This window comes from Priestia sp. ST2 (genome assembly GCF_055810735.1).
The window spans coordinates 33,048-51,445 of sequence record NZ_JBVVNT010000013.1 but is presented as its reverse complement, the minus strand read 5'-3'; the positions used below and the strand labels follow the sequence as shown (position 1 = coordinate 51,445).

The 18,398-nt window shown below is 39.0% G+C and carries 20 protein-coding genes, 11 tRNA genes and 1 rRNA gene; 2 read left to right on the top strand and 30 right to left on the bottom strand.

The window, feature by feature from the left end; all coding sequences use genetic code 11:
• The 13 genes from AC0KUU_RS28555 to AC0KUU_RS28495 form a co-directional block, all read right to left on the bottom strand.
• Positions 1–606: ribosomal RNA gene (locus tag AC0KUU_RS28555) — 16S ribosomal RNA — on the bottom strand; the annotation flags it as partial.
• An 81-nt stretch (positions 607–687) separates the two neighbouring features.
• Positions 688–761: transfer RNA gene (locus AC0KUU_RS28550), tRNA-Gly, on the bottom strand.
• Between the two features lie 4 nt (positions 762–765).
• Positions 766–842, bottom strand: a tRNA-Arg gene (locus AC0KUU_RS28545).
• Positions 843–931: 89 nt separating this feature from the next.
• Positions 932–1,017 (bottom strand) — tRNA-Leu (locus tag AC0KUU_RS28540).
• Positions 1,018–1,039: 22 nt separating this feature from the next.
• Positions 1,040–1,122, bottom strand: a tRNA-Leu gene (locus tag AC0KUU_RS28535).
• A 12-nt stretch (positions 1,123–1,134) separates the two neighbouring features.
• A tRNA-Lys gene (locus AC0KUU_RS28530) sits at positions 1,135–1,207 on the bottom strand.
• Between the two features lie 4 nt (positions 1,208–1,211).
• Positions 1,212–1,286: transfer RNA gene (locus AC0KUU_RS28525), tRNA-Gln, on the bottom strand.
• 10 nt (positions 1,287–1,296) lie between these two features.
• Positions 1,297–1,372: transfer RNA gene (locus AC0KUU_RS28520), tRNA-Asp, on the bottom strand.
• A gap of 28 nt (positions 1,373–1,400) precedes the next feature.
• Positions 1,401–1,476, bottom strand: a tRNA-Val gene (locus AC0KUU_RS28515).
• Between the two features lie 24 nt (positions 1,477–1,500).
• Positions 1,501–1,575: transfer RNA gene (locus AC0KUU_RS28510), tRNA-Glu, on the bottom strand.
• A gap of 9 nt (positions 1,576–1,584) precedes the next feature.
• Positions 1,585–1,675 (bottom strand) — tRNA-Ser (locus AC0KUU_RS28505).
• Between the two features lie 3 nt (positions 1,676–1,678).
• Positions 1,679–1,753, bottom strand: a tRNA-Asn gene (locus AC0KUU_RS28500).
• A gap of 134 nt (positions 1,754–1,887) precedes the next feature.
• Entirely contained in the window at positions 1,888–2,337 is a 450-nt protein-coding gene (locus tag AC0KUU_RS28495) for a SprT family protein (protein WP_013081425.1), read from the bottom strand.
• A 109-nt stretch (positions 2,338–2,446) separates the two neighbouring features.
• On the opposite strand from AC0KUU_RS28495, the gene cmpA reads away from it, so the two are divergent.
• Entirely contained in the window at positions 2,447–2,563 is a 117-nt protein-coding gene (gene cmpA, locus AC0KUU_RS28490; protein ID WP_013055014.1) for a cortex morphogenetic protein CmpA, read from the top strand.
• A 56-nt stretch (positions 2,564–2,619) separates the two neighbouring features.
• On the opposite strand, the gene AC0KUU_RS28485 is transcribed toward cmpA, so the two are convergent.
• The 14 genes from AC0KUU_RS28485 to acpS form a co-directional block, all read right to left on the bottom strand.
• Entirely contained in the window at positions 2,620–4,794 is a 2,175-nt protein-coding gene (locus AC0KUU_RS28485) for a Tex family protein (RefSeq protein WP_043977829.1), read from the bottom strand.
• An 84-nt stretch (positions 4,795–4,878) separates the two neighbouring features.
• A complete protein-coding gene (locus AC0KUU_RS28480) occupies positions 4,879–5,484 on the bottom strand; it encodes a PP2C family serine/threonine-protein phosphatase (RefSeq protein WP_013081423.1) in 606 nt (201 codons plus the stop codon).
• Complete coding sequence (gene sigB / locus AC0KUU_RS28475) at positions 5,484–6,278, bottom strand: RNA polymerase sigma factor SigB (protein ID WP_013055011.1); 795 nt, start codon at positions 6,276–6,278, stop codon at positions 5,484–5,486. Before sigB ends, AC0KUU_RS28480 begins: the two co-directional genes overlap by 1 nt.
• Positions 6,244–6,729: an anti-sigma B factor RsbW gene (gene rsbW / locus AC0KUU_RS28470; RefSeq protein WP_013055010.1), complete on the bottom strand. Its 486-nt coding sequence runs from the start codon at positions 6,727–6,729 to the stop codon at positions 6,244–6,246. Before rsbW ends, sigB begins: the two co-directional genes overlap by 35 nt.
• Entirely contained in the window at positions 6,726–7,058 is a 333-nt protein-coding gene (locus tag AC0KUU_RS28465) for an anti-sigma factor antagonist (protein WP_013055009.1), read from the bottom strand. Before AC0KUU_RS28465 ends, rsbW begins: the two co-directional genes overlap by 4 nt.
• Before the next feature lie 59 nt (positions 7,059–7,117).
• Positions 7,118–8,128 (bottom strand): PP2C family protein-serine/threonine phosphatase, encoded by a 1,011-nt coding sequence (locus tag AC0KUU_RS28460; RefSeq protein WP_013055008.1) that lies wholly within the window; start codon positions 8,126–8,128, stop codon positions 7,118–7,120.
• 13 nt (positions 8,129–8,141) lie between these two features.
• Complete coding sequence (locus tag AC0KUU_RS28455) at positions 8,142–8,543, bottom strand: anti-sigma regulatory factor (protein ID WP_013055007.1); 402 nt, start codon at positions 8,541–8,543, stop codon at positions 8,142–8,144.
• A 3-nt stretch (positions 8,544–8,546) separates the two neighbouring features.
• A complete protein-coding gene (locus AC0KUU_RS28450; protein ID WP_013055006.1) occupies positions 8,547–8,903 on the bottom strand; it encodes an STAS domain-containing protein in 357 nt (118 codons plus the stop codon).
• Between the two features lie 2 nt (positions 8,904–8,905).
• Complete coding sequence (locus AC0KUU_RS28445) at positions 8,906–9,742, bottom strand: RsbT co-antagonist protein RsbRA (RefSeq protein WP_013055005.1); 837 nt, start codon at positions 9,740–9,742, stop codon at positions 8,906–8,908.
• 157 nt (positions 9,743–9,899) lie between these two features.
• Positions 9,900–10,250: a type II toxin-antitoxin system endoribonuclease NdoA gene (ndoA, locus tag AC0KUU_RS28440; protein ID WP_013055004.1), complete on the bottom strand. Its 351-nt coding sequence runs from the start codon at positions 10,248–10,250 to the stop codon at positions 9,900–9,902.
• Between the two features lie 4 nt (positions 10,251–10,254).
• Positions 10,255–10,536: a CopG family ribbon-helix-helix protein gene (locus AC0KUU_RS28435; protein ID WP_013055003.1), complete on the bottom strand. Its 282-nt coding sequence runs from the start codon at positions 10,534–10,536 to the stop codon at positions 10,255–10,257.
• A gap of 200 nt (positions 10,537–10,736) precedes the next feature.
• Positions 10,737–11,897 carry an alanine racemase gene (gene alr / locus AC0KUU_RS28430; protein ID WP_409233863.1) on the bottom strand — a complete coding sequence of 387 codons (1,161 nt, stop codon included), beginning with the start codon at positions 11,895–11,897 and terminating at the stop codon, positions 10,737–10,739.
• Positions 11,898–12,040: 143 nt separating this feature from the next.
• Positions 12,041–13,099, bottom strand: a complete 1,059-nt coding sequence (locus AC0KUU_RS28425) for a LolA family protein (protein WP_043977822.1) — start codon at positions 13,097–13,099, stop codon at positions 12,041–12,043.
• A 58-nt stretch (positions 13,100–13,157) separates the two neighbouring features.
• Positions 13,158–13,523 (bottom strand): holo-ACP synthase, encoded by a 366-nt coding sequence (acpS, locus tag AC0KUU_RS28420; RefSeq protein ID WP_043977839.1) that lies wholly within the window; start codon positions 13,521–13,523, stop codon positions 13,158–13,160.
• 64 nt (positions 13,524–13,587) lie between these two features.
• On the opposite strand from acpS, the gene AC0KUU_RS28415 reads away from it, so the two are divergent.
• Entirely contained in the window at positions 13,588–14,190 is a 603-nt protein-coding gene (locus AC0KUU_RS28415) for a rhomboid family intramembrane serine protease (RefSeq protein WP_043977820.1), read from the top strand.
• A gap of 8 nt (positions 14,191–14,198) precedes the next feature.
• On the opposite strand, the gene uvsE is transcribed toward AC0KUU_RS28415, so the two are convergent.
• The 3 genes from uvsE to AC0KUU_RS28400 all read right to left on the bottom strand — a co-directional run bounded on the left by uvsE (position 14,199) and on the right by AC0KUU_RS28400 (position 18,356).
• Entirely contained in the window at positions 14,199–15,170 is a 972-nt protein-coding gene (gene uvsE, locus AC0KUU_RS28410; protein WP_035336061.1) for a UV DNA damage repair endonuclease UvsE, read from the bottom strand.
• 95 nt (positions 15,171–15,265) lie between these two features.
• Positions 15,266–16,777: a degradosome RNA helicase CshA gene (gene cshA, locus AC0KUU_RS28405; RefSeq protein WP_016762753.1), complete on the bottom strand. Its 1,512-nt coding sequence runs from the start codon at positions 16,775–16,777 to the stop codon at positions 15,266–15,268.
• A gap of 196 nt (positions 16,778–16,973) precedes the next feature.
• Positions 16,974–18,356: a UDP-N-acetylmuramoyl-tripeptide--D-alanyl-D-alanine ligase gene (locus tag AC0KUU_RS28400; protein WP_043977817.1), complete on the bottom strand. Its 1,383-nt coding sequence runs from the start codon at positions 18,354–18,356 to the stop codon at positions 16,974–16,976.
• Positions 18,357–18,398: the final 42 nt, after the last annotated feature.

Below are 18,398 nucleotides of genomic sequence, written 5' to 3'. Positions count from 1 at the left end.
ACTTAAGAAACCGCCTGCGCGCGCTTTACGCCCAATAATTCCGGATAACGCTTGCCACCTACGTATTACCGCGGCTGCTGGCACGTAGTTAGCCGTGGCTTTCTGGTTAGGTACCGTCAAGGTACAAGCAGTTACTCTTGTACTTGTTCTTCCCTAACAACAGAGTTTTACGACCCGAAAGCCTTCATCACTCACGCGGCGTTGCTCCGTCAGACTTTCGTCCATTGCGGAAGATTCCCTACTGCTGCCTCCCGTAGGAGTCTGGGCCGTGTCTCAGTCCCAGTGTGGCCGATCACCCTCTCAGGTCGGCTATGCATCGTTGCCTTGGTGAGCCGTTACCTCACCAACTAGCTAATGCACCGCGGGCCCATCTGTAAGTGATAGCCGAAACCATCTTTCAATCATCTCCCATGAAGGAGAAGATCCTATCCGGTATTAGCTTCGGTTTCCCGAAGTTATCCCAGTCTTACAGGCAGGTTGCCCACGTGTTACTCACCCGTCCGCCGCTAACGTCATAGAAGCAAGCTTCTATGACGTTCGCTCGACTTGCATGTATTAGGCACGCCGCCAGCGTTCATCCTGAGCCAGGATCAAACTCTCCGAAGAAATGTTTGACTTGCTCAATTAAAAAATAAAATTTAACGTTGACGTTTGTCGCTTTGTTCAGTTTTCAAAGTTCAATATATTTGGAGCGGGTGATGAGAATCGAACTCACGACATCAGCTTGGAAGGCTGAGGTTTTACCACTAAACTACACCCGCAATATGGCGCGCCCGAGAGGAGTCGAACCCCTAACCTTTTGATCCGTAGTCAAACGCTCTATCCAATTGAGCTACGGGCGCTTCTTATGATGTTTACCGCCGTTGTTTTGGCGACTTTATTATAATATCATTTCTATTTTCTTATGTCAACACTTTTTTAAAAGTTTTTTTGGTGCGGCCGAGAGGACTTGAACCTCCACGGGGTCGCCCCCACTAGGCCCTCAACCTAGCGCGTCTGCCATTCCGCCACGACCGCTAAATACATAAAATGAATAAGATGCGGGTGAAGGGACTTGAACCCCCACGTCGTAAAGACACTAGATCCTAAGTCTAGCGCGTCTGCCAATTCCGCCACACCCGCAAGAAATGAAAATGAGCCATGAAGGACTCGAACCTTCGACCCTCTGATTAAAAGTCAGATGCTCTACCAACTGAGCTAATGGCTCTTTATGGCTGGGCTAGCTGGATTCGAACCAACGCATGACGGAATCAAAATCCGTTGCCTTACCGCTTGGCGATAGCCCAATAATTTAAATGGCGGTCCCGACGGGAATCGAACCCGCGATCTCCTGCGTGACAGGCAGGCATGTTAACCGCTACACCACGGGACCATCCAAAATTATGTATAAAACAGTCAAATGGTGGAGGATGACGGGATCGAACCGCCGACCCCCTGCTTGTAAGGCAGGTGCTCTCCCAGCTGAGCTAATCCTCCACAGAATATGTAAATGAAAATCAATGGTGACCCGTACGGGATTCGAACCCGTGTTACCGCCGTGAAAGGGCGGTGTCTTAACCGCTTGACCAACGGGCCATTATAAAATGGCGGAGAAGGAGGGATTTGAACCCTCGCGCCGCTTACACGACCTACACCCTTAGCAGGGGCGCCTCTTCAGCCACTTGAGTACTTCTCCATATGGCTCCACAGGTAGGACTCGAACCTACGACCGATCGGTTAACAGCCGATAGCTCTACCACTGAGCTACTGTGGAATAATATTTATCAGACTTCTTACATTGTAATCGACATTATATGTAATGTCAATAAGTTTTTGTAATTTATTTGCCGTTTATTTGAGACGGCTTTATTAATTTATCATAATCAATCTATTTTAGTCAAGCATCTTCTACATTTTTTTTAATTTACCTTTACACTTCCCACAAACATATTTAACCGTGTTCACTTTTCTTTTTCGAACATATTTTTGCTCGCACTGCATACATACATATATGTGCTCTTTTTTCTTTCCATCACTTTCTTTTTTCAATGCCTGACAAAATCGGGGGGCCCCTACTTCTTTCATTAGGCTTTTAAAGTCTTGATCTCCATGCTTATACCCTTTCCCCTCAATATGTAAATGATAGTGACAGAGCTCATGTTTAATGATTGCTACTATTTCTTGTGTGCCATATTGTTCAAAGTATTTGTAGTTTACTTCTATATTAGATGTACGTAATAAATACCTTCCACCTGTCGTACGTAAACGAGAATTAAAAGTGGCTTCATGACGAAATGGTTTGTGAAACAGCTTCAATGAAATTTCTTCTACAAGTATTTGTAAATCCTTATCATTCATCTTATATACTCCTCTACTGTATGAAATCACCTGACTAGCTCTTTGGGCATACACTTCATTACATACTCACTATTTACCTTATCATAAATGAAAAGGAGTGATTGTCCTTATGCCAATGTGGCTACAAAAACAAATGAGGCGCGCTTATTCTGAAAAAGACCGTGCACAAATAAAATTGCTCAATCAATGTTGGTTTTTTTATCAAAAAAATAACTCCGCTTCTTAATCACTTCTTTTTAAAAATAAAATTGCCTTTTCAGAAAATCTGAAAAGGCAATTTTATTATTGATGGGGCGGAATCATCGTCAATGCGACTCTTCCTTTTTTCATATCTACGTCTTCTACCCACACATTCACCAAATCTCCTACTGAAACGACATCGAGGGGGTGCTTAACGTACCGATTCGTTAATTTAGAAATATGGACTAGACCGTCTTGCTTAACTCCTATATCGATGAACGCTCCGAAGTCTACGACGTTTCGCACAGTACCTTCAAGCTGAATACCTTTGGCAAGATCCTCTAGCTTCAAAATATCCTGACGGAGCAGAGGTTTTGGCAGTTCATCACGAGGATCTCTTTCCGGTCTTACGAGCGCTTCTATAATGTCTTTTAAAGTAAGCTCCCCTATACTTAGTTCTTCTGATATTTCGGGTAAAGAAATATGTTTTAATGCTTCTTTTACTTTCTCCGTTCCAAGCTCAGTCTCTTTCACTTCAGCTTTCTTTAAAAGCTTTTTAACGTCTCCATATGTTTCAGGATGGATACCCGTTCTGTCTAAAGGTTCTTCACCTTCTATAATACGTAAAAACCCAATACACTGCTCATACGTTTTAGCACCTAAACGCGGAATTTTCTTCAGCTGTTTTCGGTTAGAGAATTTTCCGTTTTCATCCCGATATTTTACAATGTTTTGAGCAACTGTCTTATTTAGACCAGCAACGTATTGTAGAAGCGAAGCAGAAGCCGTGTTTGCATTTACTCCTACCTGATTTACTACTGTCTCTACAATAAAAGTCAGTGAATCATTTAATTGCTTTTGAGACACATCATGCTGATACTGCCCTACTCCTACCGACTTAGGATCGATTTTCACAAGTTCAGCCAGCGGATCTTGCAGCCTTCTGGCAATCGATACAGCGCTTCGCTCTTCTACTTGAAAATCAGGAAATTCCTCTCTAGCAACATCAGAAGCCGAATATACGCTTGCTCCCGCTTCATTCACAATCAAATAATAAACTGGGTTTTCAATTTCTTTAAGAACATCCGCTACAAATTGCTCCGTTTCGCGAGATGCCGTTCCGTTTCCAATGGCTACTACTTCAATAGGGTATTCAGCGAACATTTTCTTTAATTTATTTTGCGCTTCAGCTGCTTTTCTCACAGGAGGATGTGGATAAATAACATCAATTTTTAATACCTTGCCTGTTTCATCTACTACAGCTAATTTGCAGCCTGTTCGAAAAGCTGGATCTACTCCTAATACCACTTTCCCTTTCAATGGAGGCTGGAGAAGAAGTTTCCGTAAGTTTTCAGAAAAGATGTGAATGGCTCTTTCTTCGGCTTTTTCTGATAGCTCTTTACGGATTTCGCGTTCAATAGATGGTTCTATTAAGCGTTTATAAGCATCTTCTATAGCTGAGATGATATAACTTTGAGCTGAAGAATCCCTTTTTTTGATTACTTGTTTATGTAAATATGAAAGAATACGATCTGTAGGCGCATCAATACTCACTTTTAAAATACCGTCTTTTTCTCCTCTATTCATGGCTAAGATACGATGAGGAACGATTCGCTTTACCGCTTCTGTATATTCATAGTACATTTCATAGATATTTTTTTCATCTTTTTCGGGATCTTTGACTGAAGTAACAATTATGCCATCTTTTACAGTAGTCGTACGAATCCATTGACGGTAAGATGCTTCGTCAGAAATTTGTTCCGCTACAATGTCTAGGGCTCCCTGAATAGCTTCTTCAGAAGATTGAACTCCCGCTTCTTCATTTATGTATGTTTTCGCTTCGTTCTTCACGTCGGAACGTGGAAAACTTAGTAACCACTGTGCTAATGGTTCAAGACCTTTTTCTTTTGCTACAGTTGCTTTTGTACGTCGTTTTTGCTTAAAAGGGCGGTATAAATCTTCTACTTGCTGCAATTTCTTCGCTTGATGAATTTGAGCAGCCAGTTCCTCAGTTAATTTCCCTTGCTCTTCAATTAATCGAAGAACTTCCTCTTTACGCTCCTCTAAATTCATTAAGTAGTTCCAGGAATCTAAAATATTCCGGATTTGGACTTCATCCAAAGCACCAGTTTGTTCTTTTCTATATCGAGCAATAAAGGGAACTGTATTACCGTCTTCTACTAAAGCAATTACGTTTTGTACTTGCTTTTGTGAAATCTCCACCTCTTTACTTACACGTTGAACAATTTGATTATCTAATTTCGTTGCAACAGACACAGCTTATCCTCCTAGCTAAATGAAACTTTGTCTTTATTGTAACAAAACTCACATGCAATAACACATGTGAGCTAAAAAGAAAGGCTATGCAGTTGGAAGATGACCAGCGATATACGTAATATCGTCATTATGAGATCGAATTGCTGCCTGTAGCCGTGTCGACAATTGATCTACATTCATCGAGTTAGCAAAAACAGATTTAATCTCTTTTAATTCTAAGCCATCTGTATGAATCAAAAATTTAGAACCGGAGTCATATGGGAAGGTTTGTGTGCGGAACTTTTGAATTTTCCCTGATAAAAAACCTTGAATTGGTAGAGGGTACGTTAATTTTCCCTCCGGAGAATACAGATAAAAGCGGATATTACCTACATTTGTATAATGAAATTCGTTATGTTTTTTATCAATTTTCAAAATAGCTACTGCCGCACCTCTTGTATGTCGAGTAGCTTTGTTACACTTAGAAATGATCTCATCCACATCTAGATGATGATGAGCTTTCGCTACATCCGTAACAGCTACAGAAGCGGCTCTAGCTTGTTCACCGCTTCCTAATCCATCTGCCACTGCACATAGAAAATAGTCATCCGTTTCTTTGACATAGTAACTATCTCCACAACATACGTTCCCTTGCTTTGGCTCTTGGTATATATGAGTTTGAATCAACTTTGTATTAGGGTCTACTGTCATCACGACATATACTCCGAATCGTTAGAATCTGAGCGAGCTGCAGTCCTTAGCTTATCAAGAGCTCTTCTTTGCAGTCGAGATACATGCATTTGAGAAATCCCTAACTTCTCACCGGCATCTTTTTGACTCAGATTTTCAATAAATGTATAGCGAATCACTTCTTTTTCTCTATCGCTTAATACATGAAGAATCTTTTCTAACACTAAGCGCTGATCAGTTTTCTCATAACCCGACTCTTGTTCACCTACTAAATCAAGGATTGTAACAGTACTTCCATCAGAGTCTGCTTCAATGGAATGATCAACAGACAACGCTTGATAACTTTGCCCCATCTCCATTGTTTCTAAAATTTCTTCCTCTGTCACTCCGATATGATCAGCAATTTCTTTCACTTGAGGAGATCGCTGTAAACGGGTTGTTAGCTCTTCGACAGCTGCTTTAATTTTAGGACCTAATTCTTTGATGCGGCGCGGTACGTGAACACTCCACGTTTTATCGCGTAAAAATCGCTTAATCTCTCCAATGATTGTAGGAACAGCAAACGATTCAAAGCTTCTTCCAAATGAAGCATCATACCTTCTAATAGCTCCTAACAGTCCTAGCATCCCTACCTGCACAATATCTTCATGTAAGCTTCTGCCTTTTGAATAGCGACGTGCAATAGATTCAACAAGGTTCTTGTAATGTACTACTAGATCACTTTGTGCTTCTTCATCCTGCGTTTTTTGAAAGCGCTCAATTCGTTCCTGAACCTGTTCTTTAGTTAATTTCATAGGTTGAGACTGTGTTTTCATCACTCTCCACCTGCTCTCTTTGCACATACTTAGTCATCATTAGCGTTACACCTTTTGAATTGACCATTTTCACTTCGTCCATTAGTGTTTCAATTAAATATAAACCAAGTCCACCTTCAGGAAGAAATTCAACTTCTTTTGATGTTTCATAAGGTCCTATATGTTCCTTAAGCTCTTCAAAATTAAAGCTTTCACCTTTATCGACCACCATGATTTCTAAACGGTCATCAAATAAACCAAAACCTACTCTCACTTCACCATTTTCTTCATTCTTGTAAGCATGCTGTACGGCATTTGTACATGCCTCACTCACAGCAATTTTCATATCTTCAATTTCATCATAAGAAAAACCCATCCGGTTCGCTACACCAGACAGCGTCAGTCGAATAATCGCTACGTAGTCTGGCTTAGCAGGAATCTTCATCTCAACAAAGTCATAAGGCTGTTTCATTTTACGCCACCTTCTACTTGTGAATTCACGTTTAAAATGTCTGTGAGGCCCGTAATATCAAATAAGCGCTTGATGCGCTCTGATACACCAACAAATTTCAAAGAGCCGTTATTTTTCTTATTGGCTTTTAACAATGCAATAAATACACCTAGTCCTGTACTATCCATGTATGATACATCGGTTAAATCGACTATAATTTCTGGTTCGGTATGTTCAGTAATTTCCATGAACTTTTCTTTTAGCTTAGGTGCTGTATATGCGTCAATCTCTCCAGCCAGCTTAATACGATATGCTTGACCGTCCTTTTGTATATCTATTTTTAAATTCATCGTATTAGTAGACCCCCTCTAATTTTGTGCTATCTTTTCTGTACCCTTATTTAGAATACTTAAACTAAACTCTTCAAAATAATCAATGTAAAGTCATCCCTCAATTGAAAATGCTGTAATTTTTCCAGCTCTTTATATACAGATTCTACAATTTCTTGAGGAGACAAATGCATATATTTTCGAATTAATTTTATGATGTCCAATCTTTCAATAAATCCTTCTTCAGTTCTGCATTCTGTTACGCCATCTGTTAACAGAACAATCATATCGCCTTTTGAAAGCTGCTGCTCGTACTGAAGATATTTCACATGGCGATCGACTCCTAGCACGAGTCCTTTTGCTTCCAAATCTTCAAATGAATCAGCTTTGGCATCATAATAAAAACCTGGTTCATGCCCTGCAGATGCATAATCAAATAAGTTTGTCTCGGGATTATAGCTTCCGTAGAACATCGTAATAAACATACTTGGATCTACGTTTCGCTCTACAATATTGTTCAAGTTCTCTAATACATAACTTGGATTTTTTCTTGAGTCCGGTAAGCTGTCCATTGCATACTTGATCATAGACATACACATTGCAGCTGGAATTCCTTTTCCGATCACATCGGCAATGGCAATACTTAACCCGCCGTGCTCTTCTTCTACAAAGTGAAAATAATCTCCGTTCATCTGTTTAGCCGGTACGCTAATCGCACCAATTTCTAAAGTTGAACTAGCCGGAACCTTTGTCCCCAACAGCGTCTGCTGGACGTTAGCGGCAACTTCAATTTCAGAACGAAGTTCCCGCTGCTTATTTTTTAATGTTTGATGCTCACGAAGAGCAAGACCGTAGCTAATCATTACCTCAAGTAAAAAGTCCAGAGAATGCAGCACTTTTTCTGGAATATCAGAATAAATTTCTTCAATCACTTCTTTATGAATGCTCACAATATCTTCTGGCGATATTTCATTCTCTAAAGATTTTCTACTTAGTTTTTGTCCTTGATACAAAATTTGTTCATTTTGTGTTTGGATATAGTTCCCCAAAATATCTTTGTATAAATCTCTCATCTCTTTATCAAAAGACATTATCTATTTCCTCCTACCGGAGCCACTTAACTGCTTTAATCTCAGTACCTTCTCCGACATTTGTTTCGATGTCAAACTCATCCATCAATCGTTTTACCCCAGGAAGCCCAGCTCCTAGTCCACCCGATGTTGAGTATCCATCTTCCATTACTTTGCGAACGTCGGGGATACCTGGCCCTTCATCTGTTGCTACGACAAGAAGACCGTTTTTTCCTCCACGATTTAATTTCTCAATATAGATTTGACCCTTACCCGCATATAGGTAAATATTACGAGCTAATTCAGAAATGGCGGTTGTAATACGAGCTTGGTCAACTGTTCCAAACCCTAGCTCTTTCGACACATTTCTACCTAATTGGCGTGCCGCTACGATGTCCCATTCTGTTACGATTTTTACGCTGGATTGGAATTCCATATACTAATCCCCCAATTCCGATTGGAGTTTCTCAAGACCTTTTTCTAAATCGAGTGCAGTAAGAACATCATTTAGGCCAATCCCTAACTCAACAAGTGTAATAGCTACTGCAGGCTGGATACCTGTTAATACTACTCTAGCCCCCATCAAATTAGACATGCTAACCACGTCACCTAAAACTTTTGCGATGAATGAATCGATCATATCAATTGAAGTTAAATCGATTACCACTCCTTTTGCTCCAGTTTGATGAATTTTACTTAGCAAATCTTCTTGGAATTGAATAGCCGTTTGATCATCCAGCTCCCATTGAATGGATACCAATAAATAGTCGTACAATTTCAAAATGGGTATTCTCACGTTTATTCCTCCGATTCTATATCAACTATTTTCCGCTCAGTCATTTCTAACGCAAACTCTACGCCTTTTTTTAATGAATTTTTCGTAATAATTTCGTTTAAGTTAATACCTAAGTTCACAATAGTCTGAGCAATTTCCGGACGAATTCCTACTAACAAACACTTGGCTCCAACCAAACGTACGGCTTCAGCAGCTTGAATAATATGATGGGCAACCATCGTATCCACTACTGGTACTCCGGTAATATCTATTAATACGACCTCTGATCGGTGCTTTACGACACCTTGCAGTAAGTTTTCCATAATTTTCTTTGCGCGATCAGTGTCAATTGTTCCTACAAGCGGCATTACTGTAATTTTATCAAATACCGGTATTAATGGAGCAGACAATTCTTGAAGTGCAACTTTTTGCAACATAACTGTATTTTCCCACGAGTTGGAGTATTGTTCTACTATTTTGTTATAAATAGGGCTTAACCATTTGTCAAACCGATAGAATAATTCAGAATGAGTTTGGTCAGCCTTTACATGTTCACTGTTTACATACCCTTCGACCACTACGTGACCCAAGTTACGTACACCCTGTGTTAAATAAGCAAGAGGCCATCCTAAACTCACAACTCGTCCTACTACTTCCTCTAGTTCCTCTGCAAAATTTTCCTGATCACGGAATGCTTTTGCCAAAAGTAAATTTACAAAATCAGAGCTTACATTTACGTACACTTGCTCGGATACAATGTTTTTAATGCGCTCTGTTTCCACATCATTCATTAACACTAGCCATCGATCAAAAATTTCTGATTTATGATTTTGTATATAATTGAATAAATCTTGATTCATGAGGTCCTCCTTGTGAGTCAATACACTCATTTATATCTATATATATATTATCATTTTTAAAACGTTTCTTATTACAATATACGTTTACTGATTATTCCTAGTCAAATTAAAAAAGTTGCTCATAAAGGAGCAACTTAGCATAAATGGAAGTATAATTCTAAAAGTCGATAAGTCCTACACTGATTTGCAAGGCTTCATCCACTCTGTCCATCATTTCATCATCTAAATGGGTAATCTTGTCTGTTAGCCTCTGTTTATCAATAGTACGAATTTGTTCTAGTAAAATAACTGAATCTCGCTCAAATCCATAGCGCTTTGCATCAATTTCAACATGCGTAGGTAACTTTGCCTTTTGAATTTGAGCAGTGATCGCAGCTACAATAACAGTTGGGCTAAAACGATTGCCTATATCATTTTGAATGACAAGTACAGGGCGAACGCCTCCTTGTTCTGAGCCAACAACAGGAGATAGGTCAGCAAAATAAACGTCGCCACGTTTGACTACCAAGTCATTACCCCCCGCTTACTAAACGATCCACAGTATGATCAGCTTCATACTCTGCTAGAAAAGCCTCGGAAGCAATATTTAAGTTTATCTTTGCCATCTCCATATATCCACGTCTCATTGATTCGCGAATATGGCGTTTTTTTCGCTCACGAAGGTACAATTTTGTTGCTTGGTGAATAAAATCACTTCGGTTGCCATTTTCTTGTTTAACCATAAGATCGAGCTCCGATACTAAATTTTTCGGTAATCTTACTAGGATTTCTGTAGTTGCGCTCGCTTCAGACACAAACATACACCTCCAACATCAATACACACACCAATAGTCTCATCTTTCCTTATCATAACATTGATTAGCTTTAATGGAAAGTTAATTCTGTCAATTTCTACACTATTATCGTCAATTGATACCCTCTTTTATGCATGGAAGTTATTATTTTATTGTCTTGTGTTAGCAGACTTTTTATGTTGACTCAGGAAGATGTATATTCAGCGCAAGATATAATTATTAACATCAATGTGCTGCGAATCTCTTGTATAAACCCTCGGAACCCTTGCTGCAACCATGCAAGGGATTTCATAATTAATTGTTTCAAGATGCTTCGCTACTTCATCAATTGTAATTTCAGCACCTTTTTGTTTTCCAATAAATGTTACTTTTGTACCCATTTTATACATTTTAGGTAATTTAATCATCAATTGATCCATGCAGATTCTACCAACAATTGGCACTTTAACTCCATCTACTAATACTTCAAAATTGCTTAATTTACGAATCCAGCCGTCTGCGTATCCTACTGGAATAGTAGCAATCCATTCATCTTCTTTAGCTTCATAAGTAGCTCCGTAACTGATATGACTCCCTTTTTTGACTTTTTTAACATGCACAATACGGCTGTGCAGCGAAAAAGCTTGTTTTAACGGAATTGGCAAGACTTCTTTTAATTCCTCAGAAGGACTCAAGCCATACATAGAGATACCTAAGCGTACGCCATTAAAGATATCTTTCGGACGACGAAGCAAGGCTGCGCTATTTGCACAGTGAATCATCGGAGGTGTAAAATTATATTCTTTCACAATTCGAACCATTTCTTCAAAGAATGTGTATTGTTCTTCAAAATAAGTCGAGTTTAGCTCATCTGCTGTTGCAAAGTGTGTAAACACTCCATCCAGCACGAATCCCGAATGAGAAGCGATGATCTTCATTGTTTCGTGTAATTCTTCTTTTGTTCTAACTCCCAAGCGACCCATGCCTGTATCTATTTTTAAATGCATATGCAGCTGACTGTTTTCACCTAGAATGGAAGCCGCTTCTTCAATCCAAGCTTTGCTATAAGCAGTGACCGTTACATCCCACTCCAATGCAGTTTGAATGTGTAGGGTAGGCACGGCGCCTAATACTAAAATGGATTCCTTTATTCCTTTTTTCCGAAGAGCAATAGCTTCATCCAAAAAAGCTACAGCTAGCATATCAGCACCAGCTTGAAGCGCAATCTCTGCTACTTCTTTATCTCCATGCCCGTACGCATTCGCCTTCACTACGGCCATTAACGTTTTATGCCCCGGTATCAGTTCTCTTACATGATTCACATTTTGAAAAATGGCTTCTACATCAATTTCTGCCCATGTTTCTCTATAAAATGCATCCATTACTACGACACTTCCTTTTTTCAGAACCATTCTAAACGTACTTTCCTCTGTTAGTATAATACATCTATAGTCAAACTTCATCTCGATCTTTATTCAAATTACGCAAGAACAAGCCTACATATATGCAGGCTTGTAAGCTTCTCTTATTTTCCCATCTGACTTTGCACAGATCTAGCAACTGTACTCAATTCATCTGGTGTTAGCTGATCAGAAGCCAGCATAAAGTCTACTCCATTATATGTCCAAGATAGACTTTTATCCGTTAAAGCTCCCACAGTAAAACCTAAATCAAATGGCTCTCCGGCAGTAACTGTAGATGTTGCTGTTTTAGCTACTTGTGCTTTTTCTTGTACAAGCGTAAACGGCTTTTCTCCTTTGTACATTAAAACGACTCTCTCGCCATTTTCCGTCTCAATTTTCTTTTCCTTGGACAGCTTTGTACCTTTTGGAACATCCTTAGGATAAAGGACGCTAAATGATCTCTGCTGAGCTAATGTCGGAACGTCAATCTTTGCACTTGTCATGTTTCTTTTTGTATCAAAAGCCCCTTTATCAAACTTAGAATCGAATTTCACCTTAGAGAAATCAACTTTTATTAACACTTTGTTATCCGTATCCATAATTTTAACCGAAACAGGCGCTAAATCACTTTTGTTCAGCGTAATTTCTTGTTTAGGAAGCATCGTGCTATTTTGATAGTTGGTTTTTGTTTCAAAAATATAATGCTTATTTGTTGATTTAAAACTTGCCTTTTCATCCTTCACAATATCTTGGACAAGAGATTCATACAAATAAGCTTGACTGCTATTTTGTGGCCAGTCACTTTGAAAACGAAAGCTTTTATTTAAGGCGGGCGTTAAAACAAAAACCCCTTCATCATTACGCAAAATCATTTGGCTTTGATCTTTCTTTGTATTTTTCAAATTCACTCGATAATACATAGGCTTACTATGCCAAATCTCTACATCGTATACTTGAGCATCTTTCCCTGTATTCAATGTCATCTTAGCATCTGATTTATACCCCGCCATTTCTTGTACCTTGGCATCCAATGCATCTGTTACATCCTGCTGACTTTTTTCACCGCATGCTGATAAGGCTAAGAGAAAAAAGGCGCAAACAAATAAGCCAATCCATTTTTTATGCATTTCCCCAACTCCTTTATTTCGTATATTCACAGCTAAACGGAGAAGCAAGAACATATCTTGTCTCCCCTATCCACACTATGAATATATGAACAAGAAATAGTGAATATGCAGACTAGCTTGACAAGCGTTCAATAATTACTTGAGCAATCGCATAGTGCGCACTGTGGGAAATAGATACGTGTATGGACGCGTCCAGTGGTTGTTTTGTAACAATGTGGGGCTTTCCTCTTTCATCATTCACGATTTCGATATCTTGGAAGCTGAAATCTTTTCCTATTCCTGTTCCAAGAGCTTTCGAATATGCTTCCTTCACAGCAAATCTCCCTGCTAAAAATTCGACCTTACGTCGGCTTGATAGCTTTTCATAGCGTTCTTTTTCATTTTTTGTTAAAATCCGAGTAACAAAAGCACTTTGACGCTGCACCATTTTTTCAATCCGCTCTAACTCTGTAATATCAATTCCAGTTCCTATAATCATTTTCATTTAATCCTCTCTTACAGAATAGTATATAAAAATGCCTTTATAAAAAGGAGTGACAAATATGTTCGTACGCACAGAAAATGCAGCTGAATTTAAACGTTTTTACCCTGTTACCTTTACGCTTATCTGCATTCACATTGCGCTATGGTTAATTGCCGCTCTTCCCTCAAACCTTGCAGAATCTTTTATACATCAGCTTATCGGTGTGAATAGCTTAATTTCTCAAGGAGACTACTGGCGACTTTTCACACCTATCTTTTTGCATCTAAGCTTTTCACACCTTCTTTTTAACTCATTTTCATTGTTCTTGTTAGGGCCAGGTGCTGAGCGTATTCTTTCTTCTTATAAGTTTCTTCTATTCTACCTTACGTGTGGATTTCTTGGAAATATCGTTACATTCCTAACCCAATCTTCTTTTTACAGCCATGTGGGTGCATCCGGTGCCATTTTCGGGCTGCTCGGGTTTTACCTCTACCTTGTAATAAAACAAAAACATATGCTTTCTCAAAGTAACCAGCAAATCATTATCGTCTTCTTAATTATTGGATTACTTTCAGGTCTGCTAACGCCAGGAACCAACAACACAGCTCATTTCGTTGGAGGTATTGCTGGATTTCTTCTCGCTTTTCTCGCGTTCAAACAGAAAAACAAGCCACAGATATGAGGCCTGGTTTAAGATTTAATATAAAAAGTGGATGAGTTAATAAATTCCACATCTTCATAAGACTTCAAGTCTCTTACTAACTGAAAGAGCGCTTCATCTTTTTTCTTAGCTTCAATCATGCAATCAATTTGCGGTATCGTTCCATTTACTTCTTTTAAAAAGCTGTAAAACCCATGAACATCGATATAATCTGCATGGGCTCTAAATTCTTTATCACTTTTAGGACTAGATATATGCATTTTTAGAGGAAGCGTTTCCTGTTCCCACGTTCTAGTGATACGGTCCCAATGCTCTTGCCATGAAGTTTCATCGTTGTTTGCCTGATGATGATGAAGATCAAAAATGATTGGGACATTTAGTTTTTCACATAAATACAAGACGTCCTTTATATGAAAGGTTGTATCGTCGTTTTCTAACATAATCATTTGCTGAAGGGATTGAGGTACAAGCCCCCAATTATGAATAAACTGCTCCAATGCTTTTTCTTTATCATTATAAGCCCCTCCGACATGTAAAACACAGCGATTTTGAAGCGGAATATCCATTCCTTTTAGCAACTTTTGATGCATGCGAAGAGTTTGGATAGAATGCTTAAAAACCTCTTTATCCGTTGAGTTTAAAACAACAAAATGATCCGGGTGAAAATCTACTCGCATTGGATGTTCCTTCAAAAATACAGAAATACGCTGAAGAGCATCCTTTAAAGGAGCTATGTAGTTCCACTCTTTTAGCGCCTCATGGTTAGCTAATGGAATTAACTTAGAACTGAATCGAAAAAACTCAATTTCACTCCATGCATTATGTTTTAATAAACGTAAGCAGTTTTCTAAGTTGGATATTGCAATACGTTCGAGCTTGCGAATGGCCGCTTCATGGTCTTTCACACGCTGAAATTGTGCAAAAGTCATTGTTTGAGAAGGAGAACTATTTTCCAAATGAACGCTCATCGCCACATAACCTAACCGAACAATGGTCGACATCAGTGAACACCCCATTTTATTTTACTCATAGTGTGCACCAATAAAATAGCAATTAACACATAAAAAAAACGAGCCTGTTAAGGCTCGTTTTTATTTTACGCTTTGCTGCGAGAATCTTTACGATTACTGCTGCTATTACGATTTCTATTATCACTGCCGTTGCTTCCACCGCGACGCTTGTCACCAAAACGTTTTGAGTTTCCACGACGATTTTGTTGTGAGTAGTTTTTAGAGTTAGAACGTGAACGACCTCCGCCATTTCCACGTTTGTTTTTATCACCTTTTGCAATTACCGGTGGTTCAGCAGTTAATTGAATTGGTGATTCGTTTGGTTCTTTTGTAAATAATTTGATCGCTGCTGCCACTAATGAAACTGAATCGTGCTCTTCAAGTAACTCTTCTGCCAACTGTTTGTAGTAAGATAAGTTGCCTTGTGTCACAGATTCTGTTAATTTGTCAGCTGCAATACGCTGTTGACCTTCCATTGCTTCATCAAGCGTTGGAGGAGTAAGACGCTCCATTTTACGTTTTGTTGTACGCTCAATATTGTGTAACTGTCCAGTTTCTCTTGGCGTTACAAATGTCATAGCAGCACCCATTTTACCAGCACGTCCTGTACGTCCGATACGGTGTACATAGCTCTCTGGATCTTGAGGGATATCAAAGTTGTATACATGAGTAACACCAGAAATATCAAGTCCGCGTGCAGCTACGTCCGTTGCAACTAATACATCAATAGAACCTTCTTTAAATTGACGTAGTACAGATAGACGTTTCGATTGCGTCAAGTCACCATGGATACCTTGTGCAGAATAACCACGCATATTTAATGCTTCTGATAACTCATCAACACGGCGCTTTGTACGACCAAAGATGATAGCTAATTCAGGTGATTGCATATCTAAAAGACGAGTAAGGATATCAAATTTACGCTTTTCTTGTACTTCTAAATAATACTGCGTAATGTTTGGCATCGTTACTTCTTTTGCTTGTACTTTTACCACTTTTGGTTCGTTCATGAATTTTTCAGCAATGCGACGGATTGGAGTAGGCATTGTTGCTGAGAATAAAAGTGTTTGGTGGTTCTCAGGTACGTTTGATAAGATTTTTTCAATGTCTTCGATGAATCCCATGTTTAACATTTCATCTGCTTCATCTAAAATAACTGTATGAACATCTTGTAGACGAAGTGTACGACGATTAATATGATCTAGCATACGCCCTGGTGTCCCTACGATGATATGAGGGTGCTTTTTCAATGCACGAATTTGACGACTGATATCTTGACCACCGTAAATTGATAGCACGCGTACGCGCTTTGTTTGACCAATTTTGTAAAGTTCTTCAGATACCTGTACAGCAAGTTCACGAGTAGGAGCAATAATTAACCCTTGAATTGCATCTACGTTTACATCAACTTTTTCAATAAGAGGAATACCAAATGCCGCTGTTTTCCCTGTTCCTGTTTGTGCTTGTCCGATCAAATCGTGACCTTCTAGTGCTAATGGGATAGTTTCTGATTGAATTGGTGTTGCTTCTTCAAAACCCATTTTACTCACAGCTTTATTAAGCTGTTGACTTAATCCTAAATCTTGAAATAATGCCAAGTTTTTCAAACTCCTTTTATATTTAGACTATCTATATTTTACAAAAAAAAGCATTCTCCGAGGAAACGGAAAATGCTCTAAACGACTACTTCAATAAATTCAACGTTTAGAGTATAAGCGCCTCAAGACACTCAGACTACATCATAACACTATGGCTTTCCGTTTGCAATAGAGCTTACTTATACTCTTTTTAATATCACGGTAATTTATGCATCATTTTTGAGATAACTTCCTCAAGCTTCATCCCTCGAGATGCTTTCACTAAAACCACATCTTCTCTTGTTGTAATCGCTGTTAATTTTTTAACAAGCTCATCTTTCTCCTCAAAGTGCATTACCTTATCTTCTGCAAAATTATTTTTTGCTCCTTGCTCAATTTCAACAGATAAGGGGCCGTATGTTAGAACATAATCAATTTTTTCTGCTTGAATAAACTCTCCCACTTCTTTGTGGAACTCCTTTTCCTGATCGCCTAATTCAAGCATATCCCCGAGAACAAGAATTTTTTGCTTATAGCCTTCTAAATCATGCATCAACGTGATAGCAGCTTTAACGGACGTTGGGCTTGCGTTATATGCGTCATTAATGAAGGTCAAGCCATCTGTTCGTTTCACGAGCTCCATACGCATATTGGTTAGCTTTAATTCTTTTAACCCCTTAGCGATTGTTTCATTGTCTAGTCCAAAATAATGACCTACCGCAATAGCAGAAAGCGCATTGTGAACATTATGTTTACCTAATACCGGGATAAAGAATGGATATGTTGTTTCACGTGAAACAGTGAATGTTGTGCCTAACTCTTCAGCTGAAATAGCACTTGGATACAAATCGTTTTGTTCTGAGCTGCCAAATGTCACCGTTTCAAATACTGGATTAACAACGCGCGACGTTAAAAGTGGCTCATCACCATTATAGACAAGCTGACCTGTTGGCGCTAAGCCGCTTGTAATTTCTAATTTTGCCTCCGCAATTCCATCACGGCTTCCTAAGTCTTGAAGGTGCGATTCTCCGATATTTGTAATAATGGCTACATCAGGCTCCGCTAAATTAGAAAGAAACTCAATTTCCCCTCGGCTGCTCATGCCCATTTCTAAAACTGCAATATCATGAGTTTCATCTAAACGCAAAATAGTAAGCGGCATACCAATATGATTATTAAAGTTTCCATCTGTTTTCAGAACGCGGTAAGTTGTATCGAGCACAGCTTTTACCATGTCTTTTGCTGTTGTTTTTCCGTTACTTCCTGTAATGCCCACTACTTTAATATCTAACTCGTGACGATAGGATTTCGCTAATTGCTGAAGAGCTTCTAGCGTATCATCGACTAAAATAACACTAATGTCTGTCGGTGGATTTTCTTCATCTTTGTTCCACAGTGTAGCGACCGCTCCGTTTTCAATTGCTTTATGAACAAATGCATGCCCGTTAAAACGTTCCCCTTTAATTGGGATATATAAATTACCTTGCTGAATGGTTCTCGTATCAATTGAGACTCCCTCAATTACAGCTGTTTCGTTTCCGCTATGAAATACACTTCCTGGAATCATTGTAGCTAGCTGTGTAAGCGTACGTTTAATCATTGTTGGTTTGCTCCTCTCGATATAAAGTTAACTATGGATAAC